A 10,368-nucleotide genomic window follows, 5' to 3' on the forward strand; every position below is an offset into this window, starting at 1 on the left:
AGCTACCTCGCCGCCCTCCACCTTCGCGGCGCAATGATCTGGATCAAAGACCTCACCAGAACCACCGCCTGATCACAACCAAATACGCGCCCTAGGCGGCTATGCGACCGCCTTGTCGGCCGGGGCGTCCTGCGCGTACGGGGCCGCGTTCGCGGCGGACGCAGCCGGAGTGGCGGCCAGGTGGCGCTTGCGCGTGGGCATGCAGAAGGTGGGGTGCGAGTTGGTCCACAGCGACATCTTGAGGATGCCCGCCTTGATCCGTGCGGCCTTCCGGCCGCCCATGTACTTCGGCTTTGCCTGTCCTTCGTGGTCGACCATCTGCAGGATTCCGTCCTGGCGGCCGAGGCTGATGTGGTTGCCCGGGTAGTCAAGCTTGACGTGCCCGACCTTGCTGCCGGTCAGGCGTCCCACGATGGCCTTCATGGCCTGCATGCCGGTGTAACCGGCCGTGGCGCAGGACATCGGCAGCGGCCGGCCGCTGTCGCCGATGGCATGGACGCTGTCGCCAGCGGCGTAGACGTTCGGGTGCGAGAGCGAGCGCATGGTGCGGTCGACGACGATCCGGCCGTCCTCGGTGACCTCCAGCCCGGCAGCGGACGCGATCGGGTCGACCGCGAACCCAGCCGACCACACCGTGGCGTCGGACGCCAGGTCGCTGCCGTCGGCGCACAGGACCCCTGCCTCTTCGACGGCTTCGACGCTGGTGTGCTCCAGGACGGTAATGCCCAGCCGGTCGCAGGCCAGACGCAGATGGCCGCGGGCCCCGGTGGATAGCCGGGCGCCCAACTCACCTCGTGCAACCAGCACGACCGACAGACCGGGCCGGGATTCGGCTATCTCGGTTGCGGTCTCGATACCGGTCAGACCGTCGCCTACGACCAGCACCCTCCCGCCTTCCCTCCCGCCTTCCCTCAGGCCGTCCAGGCGCTCGCGCAGGCGCAGCGCCGAGGGCCGGGCGGCGACGTCGAAAGCATGCTCGGCCACACCGGGGACGCTCCGGTCGTCACCGTGGCTGCCGAGCGCGTAGAGGAGCGTGTCGTAGCCGAGTTCCTCGGCGCCGCCTCCATCAGCGCCGGCCACCGCGACGACCTGACGTTCCGGGTCGATGGTGGTGACACGGGACAGGCACAGCCGTATCCCGGTGCCCGCGAAGATGTCGGAGAGCTTCTGGGTTTCGATGTCCTGGCCAGCCGCGACCTGGTGCAGCCGCAGCCGCTCAACGAACTCCGGCACGGCGTTGACCACGGTGATCTCGGTGTCGGCCGGGGACAGCCGACGGGCCAGGTTCCCCGCCACGTAGGTCCCGGCATATCCGGCACCAAGGACGACGATACGGTGCTTCATGTGATACTCCTGTCGGTTCGATCCGCTGGGCTCTCGGTGACTTGAGCGGGACAGCGACCCGATTCCTGACAGCAACCGGATGTGATGTGAGCCACAGCCCGGAAAGGGTGTCGGTATCGCCCAGTGATGGCGGCCGGTGAGCGGTCAGCCCCTACGAGCGGCCACCTCGCGACGCACCTCGAAGGCAGCAGCGCCGGCCGACAGAACCGCCGCGCCGCCGATCCCGGTACCGGACAACGAACGGCCCGGGTCCAAGCGACAGGCCGCCTGGGTGATGGCCGCCACCGGCGCGCCCCTGACCCTGGCCGTTGTGGCCATGCACTTCCTGCCGGGCCCTGGATTCCCCCTACTCGCCATCGGCCTGTCCCTGCTCATCACCGGTCTGGTCATGTCCACGTCCGCCCACCGCTAGCAGCGGGAATCGACCGAGCCGACGGCCGGGTCCGCCGCAGCTACTTCACCCACAGGACCGTGCAGCGTTTGAGGACATCACGCTCCATCCCCAGCTCCTTGTTCTCCTTCTTCAACGCCGCGTTCTCCGCCGTCAGCCGCGCGATCAACGCGTCCCTGTCCTCGACGGTCGCCTTCCCGGCCCGCTTCGCCCGCGAGACCCAGCTCGCCAGCGTCGTCTCGTTGATCCCCAGGTCCTCCGCGACCTCGGGGACCGGCTTCCCGGTCTCCGTCACGATCCGTACCGCCCCCTCACGAAACTCCGCCGTGAACTTCCGACGCTTCTCCGCCATGACAACCAACATCCCCTGCTGTCACGGACTCCACGCTACGAGGGGAGCCTCACTTGTAGAAGCTGGAGCGGGCGACCTCCGGCACGGCACACAACCGCCTCACGCCCCAGGCGCGGTGGTGGTCCTCGATGAACTGGAAGCGGTTGGTCACCGGGTCATCTCTGGTGCGAAAGACTTCGTCGTTTTACACCGTGCTCTTCTCCGTGCTCGTCGTGCTGCCCCCGCCGCGGCGGGCCCGTTCGGCCCGCACCCAGTTACGCAGCGTCTCACGGCTGATCCCCAGATCTCTGCCGATGCCCTCGAAGGTGTGGCTCGGGTCCGACAGGTACAGCGCGACAGCGTCCGCCTTGAACTCGGGCGAGTAGACCTTCATCACCATAAAAGATGCCTCCTACCCGGCCCTTGGCGTGGCCGGGATCAGAGGTGTCCACCACTCGGGGACAGGTCCCCTTCGCGGAATTCGAGGCGGTTGCGCGGCGGTCTCCAGGACGGCCGGCAACAGACCGGGACAGGTGAGGAGGCCCCGGCCGTCTCCGGTGGCGGTGCACTCCTCGTCGTCATCGTGCGGAGATCGCCATGTCGGGTGAGGTGGCGAAGGCGGCGGCGTTGGTCTCGTCGCCGAAGTGGTGGATCACGTGCTCGCGGACGTGTTCCTGCTGGGCGCGGGTGAAGGCCGCGCAGGCGTCGTGGATGACGTGGGTGGTGTAGCCGCGGTCGTGGGCCTCGCGCAGGGTGGATTCGACGCACACATGGGTGGCGAAGCCTGCCAGATACAGGTCGGTGACGCCGAGTCGGCGCAGGATCAGGTCGAAGTCGGAGGAGCCGGCGAAGGCGCTGGCACCGGCGCGGCCGCTCACGACCGGTTCGCCAGGGGCGGGCTGGAAGGCCTCGGCGAACTGTACGCCGGTGCTGCCTTGGATCCAGGTGCCGGCCTTGGGGATTGCTGCGCGCAGGCCGAGCCGCGCCGGGGTCCAGCCCTCCAGCTCCGGTGCGCCGGGGGTGAGGACAAGGGGCACGTGGACGACGGGGACGCCGTGCGCGCGGGCTGCGGCCAGCGCGGCGGCGGCGCCGCGTACGGCGGTGTCGAGCAGGTCACGGTCCTCGACGAGGTGGTTGAGGCGGCCGTGCTCGGGGTCGAGCCACTCGCGCTGGAACTCGATCAGGACGAGGGCGGCGTTCGGGTGTGCGGACATGACCGTCATGGTCAGGCTCCTTGTCCGGAGTATTTCCAACTGGTGAGTTGGACATTAGCGTGGGCAGGCCCACATCTCCAACCCGCCAGTTGGAAATGTAGCGGAGGCCGTTCAGTGCGTGAGCCTGCGCACCATGTCCACGACGCCAGCGCGCCGGGCGGCCGGATCCTCGGCGGCCGTACCACCGGTGATCATCCGGACGAGCTGCGGCACGGCGAACTGCCAGCCAGCCAACGCCACGACGGCATACAGCAGCTCCTCGGGCGGGAGCGAGGCCCCGGCCTGCGTGGGCTCCGCTCCCGCCCGACGCGCACGGGCGACGGCTGCTACCTTCTCGGCGTAGTAGGCAGCCCGCCGCTCCTCGCCCGCGACCGGAACGGTGGCATCGCCATACAAGGCCTCCCACTGCAGCAAGCGCAGCAGGTGCGGATGGGCGAGGTGATAGTCGAACACCCGGCCCGCGTACTCCGGAAGGTCCACCATCCGCCCGTCCGCCTCAGTCATCGGCACTGCGGCGGCGAGCTGTTCCAGCTCACGCTGGACCACAGCGGCGAACAACTGCCGCTTACCGCCGAAGTAGGGGTAGATCCGCTCCTTGTTGACCCCAGCCGCAGCCGCGATGCGGTCGATGCGCGCACCCTCCGGCCCGTGCGCGGCAAACTCGTCCACGGCCGCGTCGAGCAGCAGCCTCTTGGTCTTCGCGGTGTCCCATGCCATGCGCCCAGCATACGAAGCAACCAACCCGCCAGTTGGCAATCGGGCTGCTCCGCTGCCCGCGAGCACCGCCGATGACGCTCTCTTCGTGTCGACACGACCCAAGTTCCCGAAGCGAAACGCCGCATTCGAACCTGGCGCTCCTCCCGCGTGCATACGGCAAGCGACTGCGGCAGGCCCGGTGAGACCGCAACCTGTAAAGCGAGACCAAATCACCCGGGCGAAGCAGAAACGTCCACTCAGCGCGAAACGGCGAGAATCCGACAACACGGATGAGACCGAGCGGGAATCCGCCAGCTTTAGTGCGACAGGACACCGACATCACGGATTCAAGTTCAGTAGCTACGGTCAACGGACATGTAGCGCTGCGTGACCGTTGTGGTCGTCGTTTCCCCTCGCTGGACGACGGCTGGAGTCCCTGCGGGAGCCCTCGCGGTGCTGGCCATCGCCCTCGCGAGCGTCCACGGGCGCCTGGCCTGGTTCCTCGGCGCTGCCTCCACCGCCCCGACCCCCGTCCTTCACTGGCGGACCCTGCCCGCCCCGGACGGGCCCAGCTTCGGCGCCGTCAAACCCAGCCCCGAGCAGTACACGGAAGCCGAAGACGCCCTGCGTCGGCCCCACATCGCCCTCACCCGCATCACCACCACCTGAGAAGCCACCCTCGGCGCACGCCCACGCGCGGCGATGGGCAGCCGTTCTCCGGACGGCAACGGATACCCGGGAGGGCGCACGGTGCCCACCCCGGCGGCGAGCGGGGTGGCACACGGGGCCGCAGGCCCCGCACCGGCCGGTAGGACCGCACCCACTCCGGCATCGGCCCCGCGGCCCTGCCGATACCGACCGCCCCTTTCGGCGAGCGGTCGCCGTGACGGCTCGCCGACCGGATCGCCCGGGGGCGATGGCCTTGGGCACGCGGGAAGGGGCACCCTGGAGGCGTGGTGAGCAGGAAGACCCCGCGGCGCGGCCGCTAACGGTCGGCGGTGAGCTTGCCCGCGGCGGCCCAGCTGTCGGCGGGGACCTCGTGGATCCAGACCTGGACGGTCTCGGCAGGCAGCTGCAGCGTGTCCACGAAGGCGTCGGTGATCCGCGCGACCAGCTCGCGCTTGAGCTCGATGCTGCGGGGGCCCTGCTGGACGGTGACGATCGGCATGGTCTGCTCCTCAAAGTGGTTGCGCCATCCGGCTCCTGATGTCCGGTCTGCGCTCTGGGAACAGTCCACCGCAGAGCCCGGCGGCGAACCAGACGAGCTTCGCTCTGGCAGCGATCACGATTCGTGATCGTGCGCGGCCCGCCCCAGACAGGCCGCGACCAGCAGCTCCGGGTGCGGCACGGTGCGGCGCACCCCGAGCGCCAGCGGCAGGGCCAGCACCCGGTCCCGCAGCGGCCGGAAGGCGATCCGCGGATGGCTGGTCAGACGGGCGTTGGCCGCGTAGACGACCGTCCACATCGGGGTGCCGGTGCCGATCGCCGCGAGCGTGTCCTGCAGGGTGCTGGACGCCGGGCCGGGGACGGGCTGGAAGCCGGCCCGGTGGCAGGCGGTGAGCACCAGGTCGACCAGCGCCGGATGGTTGCGGCGCTCGGTGAGCCGCAGCGGCAGTTCGGCGAGGTCCGCCAGGTCGAGCTCGGAACGCTCCGCGAGCGGGTGGCGGGCGGGCAGGGCGACCATCAACTCGTCGGCCGGCAGCGGCAGGAAGCGCACGTCGTCGGTGCCCGCGGGAATCTCGCCGCGGACGAAGGCCGCGTCGAAGCGCCCGTCCGCGAGCCTGGCGAGCCGCTCCTGCACCGGGGCCGAGTGCAGTTCCACGCGGACCTCGGGCGCGTGCCGTTGGTAGGCGTCGAGGATCCGGTCGAGCCGCTCGCCGAGCCCGGTGATGGTACCGAGCCCGAACGTCCGGGCGCCGGGATCGGCCAGTTCGGCGGCCAGCGCCGCGGCGGCCCGCTCGGCGGCCAGCACCTGTCGGGCGGCCGGCAGGAACCGTTCGCCGGCCGCGGTGAGCCGGACGTACCGCGGCGAGCGGTCGAACAGCTCCACCTTCAGCTCCCGCTCCAGCCGGCGCACCTGCTGGCTCACCGCCGGCTGGCCGAGCATCAACCGGTCGGCGGCCCGTCCGAAGTGCAACTCCTCCGCGACGGCGACGAAGCACCGCAACTGGCGCAGCTCCACGTGATCCCCCGGTTCCGGTCCCTGTCCTGATCTGCGGCGGCCCGCGAAGGCCCCGGCCAGCGTACGGCCGGGCCAGCCACTCCCCCGCCCCTGTTCCGTCCCGGCTCGGCGCCGGGACGGAACAGGGGCGGGGGTGACCGGCATTTTGGGGCGGAGGTCCTCGAGACCGTAATGTCTGATCATGACCATGTCGACTTCCCCCAACCCGCCCGACACGTCCGGGACCTCGCAGCAGTCGAACGCGGACCCGGGGGCAGACGGCCCTGTGGGAAGGCGGCGGGGCAGGAGGACGGTACTGATCGTCGCCGTGTCGGTCGTGGGCCTCCTCGCCGCGGGATTCGGGGTGCGGTGGATGGCGAGCGGGCCGGACGAGTACCGGCTCTCCATGCCCGACACCTTGCTCGGTGGCTCCTACCAGCGGTCTGAAGACGTTCCGCCGAGTTCGAAGGACGATGCACCCATGGGGTCTTCCGGCACCGCTGCCGGGAAGCCCGCCCGCGTCACCGCCCGGTACGAGAAGGGCTCGGCGGGTACGCGAGAGGTCCTCATGGTGACGGGGGCGTACGGCCGTTTCACGACCCCGCACGACAGATCCCGCACGGCCCTGCTGTCGGGAGCCTCGGCGCCGACCGAGGCACAAGCGCCTGTCCCGCCCAAGGACATCACCCCGCCGGGCAGCGACATCACGGTGAGCTGCCAGGTTCTCACCCGGCCCGGCGATGAGGACGTCCGGGTCGACATGCCCATGTGCGCATGGTCGGACAGGAACACCATGGCCTTGGTGGCGCTGGTCACCCCGGACGGCCCGCAGCCGGCCCCGGAGAGCATCGATCTGGACCGACTCGCCGCCATGACGCTGCAGGTACGGTCAGAGGCCCGTCAGCTGGCCGGTTGATCGTGCGTCCCATGGCCGACCTCCGCAGAAAGGGCGCGGAGAACGGCCTGGGCAATCATCCGGGCCGCGCCGCGGAACGCGCGGCGCGGCTGACCGCGATCGACGAGGACTGGGACTGCCCCTGGCCGCTGGACTGGCAGCGGCACTACCGCGTCCTGGCCGACCTCGTCGACGCCGACGGCGCCCTGCCCGACATCGCCCCCGGCGTGCTCATGGACGGCGACGACATCGGCCGGTGGCTCCAGCAGCAGAAGCAGCCGGCTACCTGAGCGCGTCGGCTTCGAGGGACGCTGGCACGACTTCCCCGGGCTGGGCGACGCCTCCCGCAGTCATGAACAACGGCCCGGCGCTGACGGCCCGGGTGCCTCCCGAACTGCTGTCGGAACCTGCTCTTCGCCGTGTACAGAACCAGATACACGACCGAGTCGGGTCCACACCCTCTCCGCCCCGCCTGGTGTGCGTTTCAACGCGTGCGCGAGCGAGGCGCGAGGCCCCAGGCGAGCGCATCGGCAAACAGGACTGCAACAAAGACAAGGGCGGCGGTGCTGCGGGCTGGGTAGAGGGGGAGCGCCCACCAAGAGCCTGGTGGAGAGCGGGGCGGACGCCTCGCGGGTGCGGTAGCCGATCAGGTAGTTGTCGTAGGCGGGCAGCATGCGAACATCCGGGGTGTCAGACGAGCGTGGGAGTTCTTTCACCCGCCCGGCGAGCATGGTCAATGCGCCGTACTCGGTGATCACGCCGGATTCCGCCAGCACTTTCCAGGCCCTGCGGGCCCAGGTGATCGGCAGTCCGGACCAGGCGGCGAAGTCCTCCAAGGTGGCGGGGGAGTGCGCGGCAAGGTAGCGGCGGGCCAGCTCGGCGAGAGCATCGTCGCCCTCCCACCGGAAGCGCCCGGTGGAGGGCAGCCAGTCGTCGAGCAGCACATAGGTGCCCTCACCGGCGCGCTGCGGACCATGGCAGAGGATGCCGGTGAGTGCCGCGTGGCGGATCAGGTAGAACGGCGCCTGCCCGTCCGGCGGGATACCGAGGGCGGTAAGGCGCTCGGTCAGCTCGGCCCGGGTGAGTGGGCCGTGCGCGGCAAGAGCACGCCGGATGAGATGGTCGGCGCGCCGGCGCAGATCATCGCCCAGGCCCAGCTGCTGGTAGCGGCGGCTGGTTGCGGCAAGGATCCGCGGGGACAGCAACTGCAACACCCAGCGGGCGTCGTCGCTGGGGATGGTGTGCAGGGTGCCGCGCATGTACCAGTTGCGGACGATGCTCCGCTCTTTCTCGTATGCCGTGCGGATGGCCTGGGCGGTGATGTCCCGGCCGCGTACCCGGATGCCCAGGTCGGCGGCCGTGGCGTCCTGGGCCTGGATGGCGAAGACCCGTCGGACGACCGTCACGGCAGAGGCCTCGCGTGCTCCGCCGGCCAGGGCCTGCGCACAGGCCCGAAGCCTGCGGATGCTTTCGTGGTCAGGTGTCGGGCTGTGCCTCTCGGCCGGCGCGGTCAGGAGACGGCCTTGTCGAGGAAGCGGGCGAGTTCGGCGGGCGCGGACAGCATCGGCCAGTGCCCGGTGGGCAGATCGAAGCGCCGCCACGGCGGCTGGTTCAGGTAGGCCAGCATCGGCACTCCGGCGTCCAGCAGTCCCGTGAAGTCACGGCAGGCGATCAGGACACGGTCCACACCGGGACCGGGCTCGGCCGGGCCGGCGAGACGCTGGGTGAAGGTGCCGAACGGCTGAGGGGTGGCACGCGTGCGCAGAACGTTCTGCCGGCCCTCATCGAGCCCGTCGAGGCTGCTGGACAAGCCCAGGACCTCAAACGGCGGCATTGGTAGCCGCCACCCGTCGCCAAAAGCGTCGACCTGCTGGCGCAGCTGGTCCACTGCCTGCGGTGGCATGAGGTCGAGCATGCACATGCCTGCGGTGAACGGCGCACTGTCCACGTGGATCACGCGCTCCAGCCGGTCGCCGAGACGTCCGGCTGCCCCGGTGACCGGTGCAGCCGCATAGCTGTGGGCGACCAGCGTGACGTCGCGCAGATCGTGCTTTTCGACGAATCCCGTGATGTCCGCGATGTGCGTGTCCAGATCCGTCTGAGGGCCACCCTGGTCGGCGTGCTCGGCCAGGCCGGTCAGTGTCAGGGGCAGCGCCGTGTGGCCGCGCTCCTGCAAGGCTCGGGCGGTGTCTTCCCAGGCCCATGCCCCGAGCCAGGCGCCGGGAACGAGTACGAAGGTGGCCATGTGATCTCCCTGGAGTGAGGTGCTGCGGGGAGCGTAAAGTCGATACAGGACAGAATCCGCCCTGAAATGCCGAGTGATCCATGTCGCATCCCCTGACCCGCGTGCTGACCTTGCTGGAACTCCTCCAGTCCAACGCCCGGCTCACCGGGATGGAGCTGGCCGACCGGCTGGACACCGACGTGCGCACGGTGCGCCGGTACACCGCGCACCTGCGGGAACTGGGCATCCCCGTGGAGGCCGAACGCGGCCGCTACGGCGGCTACCGGCTGGCACGCGGCTACCGCATGCCACCCCTGGTCCTCACCAATGAGGAGGCTCTCGCCGTCGTCCTTGGCCTGCTCGCGGCAGAACGTCTGGGCATGGGCACCGCCGCGCCGGCCAGTGCCGGTGCCCTGGCCAAGATCGAGCGGGTGCTTCCGCACGCCCTGCGCGAACCGCTCGCCGCCATGCGGGAGACCCTGTCGTTCACCGCCAACGCCGTGACCGGTCAGGCACCCGGAACCGGCGTCCTGCTGGCCCTGGCCCAGGCATCCCGCGCCCGCACGACCGTCGGCATCCACCACCAGTCCTGGCGCCGGGAACACACCGAACGCGACATCGACCCCTACGGCGTGGTCTTCCACACCGGCCGCTGGTACGTCGTCGGCCACGACCACCTCCGCGACAGCTTGCGCACCTTCCGCATCGACCGCATCACCTCCGTCACCCCCCGAGCCGACAGCTTCACCGCACCCGACGGCTTCGACCCCGTCGCCCACCTGACCTCGACCCTCGCTCAGGGGCCCTACCGCTGGCAGGTCGAGGTGACGATCCATGGCCCCCTCGATGAGATCGCTCGCCGACTGCCTCGCTCAGCGGTGACCCTCACCGCCCAGTCCACCGGCGTTCTCATGCACGCACGGGCAGAACGGCTGGACGGCATGGCCCACATGCTCGCCTCCCTGGAGTGGCCCTTCACCATCCACCATCCCGACGAACTGCGGCAGGCGCTCAAGAATCTAGTGTCCTGCGCCGGGAATTCGTTGAATTAGTAGGCTGTCTTCATGGCGAAGATGGGGCGGCCGATGGCCGAGCTGGTGTTGTCCGAGGAC

General features: G+C 70.0%; 12 protein-coding genes and 2 pseudogenes. 5 read left to right on the plus strand and 9 right to left on the minus strand.

Annotation, left to right across the window (positions count from 1 at the left end):
* Positions 1-99 precede the first annotated feature (99 nt).
* The gene (locus tag ACFY15_RS36575) at positions 100-1,344 is read right to left on the minus strand and encodes an NAD(P)/FAD-dependent oxidoreductase (protein WP_390827045.1); all 1,245 of its coding nucleotides are present in this window, start codon (positions 1,342-1,344) and stop codon (positions 100-102) included.
* 136 nt (positions 1,345-1,480) lie between these two features.
* On the opposite strand from ACFY15_RS36575, the gene ACFY15_RS36580 reads away from it, so the two are divergent.
* Entirely contained in the window at positions 1,481-1,756 is a 276-nt protein-coding gene (locus ACFY15_RS36580) for a hypothetical protein (protein ID WP_390690895.1), read from the plus strand.
* Between the two features lie 40 nt (positions 1,757-1,796).
* On the opposite strand, the gene ACFY15_RS36585 is transcribed toward ACFY15_RS36580, so the two are convergent.
* From ACFY15_RS36585 to ACFY15_RS36600, 4 genes and pseudogenes are all read right to left on the minus strand, one after another.
* Positions 1,797-2,087, minus strand: a complete 291-nt coding sequence (locus ACFY15_RS36585) for a transposase (protein ID WP_390827046.1) — start codon at positions 2,085-2,087, stop codon at positions 1,797-1,799.
* A 52-nt stretch (positions 2,088-2,139) separates the two neighbouring features.
* Positions 2,140-2,466 (minus strand): annotated as a pseudogene (locus ACFY15_RS36590) (transposase); the annotation flags it as partial.
* 178 nt (positions 2,467-2,644) lie between these two features.
* On the minus strand, positions 2,645-3,289 hold the full coding sequence (locus ACFY15_RS36595; protein ID WP_390827047.1) for a cysteine hydrolase family protein: 645 nt from the start codon (positions 3,287-3,289) through the stop codon (positions 2,645-2,647).
* A 102-nt stretch (positions 3,290-3,391) separates the two neighbouring features.
* The gene (locus ACFY15_RS36600; RefSeq protein WP_390690892.1) at positions 3,392-3,997 is read right to left on the minus strand and encodes a TetR family transcriptional regulator; all 606 of its coding nucleotides are present in this window, start codon (positions 3,995-3,997) and stop codon (positions 3,392-3,394) included.
* 432 nt (positions 3,998-4,429) lie between these two features.
* Here ACFY15_RS36600 and ACFY15_RS36605 point away from each other — a divergent pair, with 432 nt between their 5' ends.
* Entirely contained in the window at positions 4,430-4,645 is a 216-nt protein-coding gene (locus ACFY15_RS36605) for a hypothetical protein (RefSeq protein ID WP_390690484.1), read from the plus strand.
* 316 nt (positions 4,646-4,961) lie between these two features.
* On the opposite strand, the gene dmpI is transcribed toward ACFY15_RS36605, so the two are convergent.
* Entirely contained in the window at positions 4,962-5,144 is a 183-nt protein-coding gene (dmpI, locus tag ACFY15_RS36610; protein ID WP_042811709.1) for a 4-oxalocrotonate tautomerase DmpI, read from the minus strand.
* A 114-nt stretch (positions 5,145-5,258) separates the two neighbouring features.
* Positions 5,259-6,158 carry a LysR substrate-binding domain-containing protein gene (locus tag ACFY15_RS36615; protein ID WP_390827048.1) on the minus strand — a complete coding sequence of 300 codons (900 nt, stop codon included), beginning with the start codon at positions 6,156-6,158 and terminating at the stop codon, positions 5,259-5,261.
* Positions 6,159-6,339: 181 nt separating this feature from the next.
* On the opposite strand from ACFY15_RS36615, the gene ACFY15_RS36620 reads away from it, so the two are divergent.
* Both ACFY15_RS36620 and ACFY15_RS36625 read left to right on the plus strand, forming a co-directional pair.
* The gene (locus ACFY15_RS36620) at positions 6,340-7,053 is read left to right on the plus strand and encodes a hypothetical protein (RefSeq protein WP_390827049.1); all 714 of its coding nucleotides are present in this window, start codon (positions 6,340-6,342) and stop codon (positions 7,051-7,053) included.
* An 11-nt stretch (positions 7,054-7,064) separates the two neighbouring features.
* Positions 7,065-7,319, plus strand: a pseudogene (locus ACFY15_RS36625) (hypothetical protein); the annotation flags it as partial.
* 63 nt (positions 7,320-7,382) lie between these two features.
* On the opposite strand, the gene ACFY15_RS36630 reads toward ACFY15_RS36625, so the two are convergent.
* Both ACFY15_RS36630 and ACFY15_RS36635 read right to left on the minus strand, forming a co-directional pair.
* Complete coding sequence (locus ACFY15_RS36630) at positions 7,383-8,438, minus strand: winged helix DNA-binding domain-containing protein (protein ID WP_390827050.1); 1,056 nt, start codon at positions 8,436-8,438, stop codon at positions 7,383-7,385.
* Between the two features lie 104 nt (positions 8,439-8,542).
* Positions 8,543-9,277: an alpha/beta fold hydrolase gene (locus ACFY15_RS36635; RefSeq protein WP_390827051.1), complete on the minus strand. Its 735-nt coding sequence runs from the start codon at positions 9,275-9,277 to the stop codon at positions 8,543-8,545.
* Between the two features lie 101 nt (positions 9,278-9,378).
* Between ACFY15_RS36635 and ACFY15_RS36640 the strand changes: the two genes are divergently transcribed.
* Positions 9,379-10,308 (plus strand): helix-turn-helix transcriptional regulator, encoded by a 930-nt coding sequence (locus ACFY15_RS36640; RefSeq protein WP_390827052.1) that lies wholly within the window; start codon positions 9,379-9,381, stop codon positions 10,306-10,308.
* Positions 10,309-10,368 lie beyond the last annotated feature (60 nt).

This window comes from Streptomyces sp. NPDC001373 (assembly GCF_042895815.1).
Classification (GTDB): domain Bacteria; phylum Actinomycetota; class Actinomycetes; order Streptomycetales; family Streptomycetaceae; genus Streptomyces.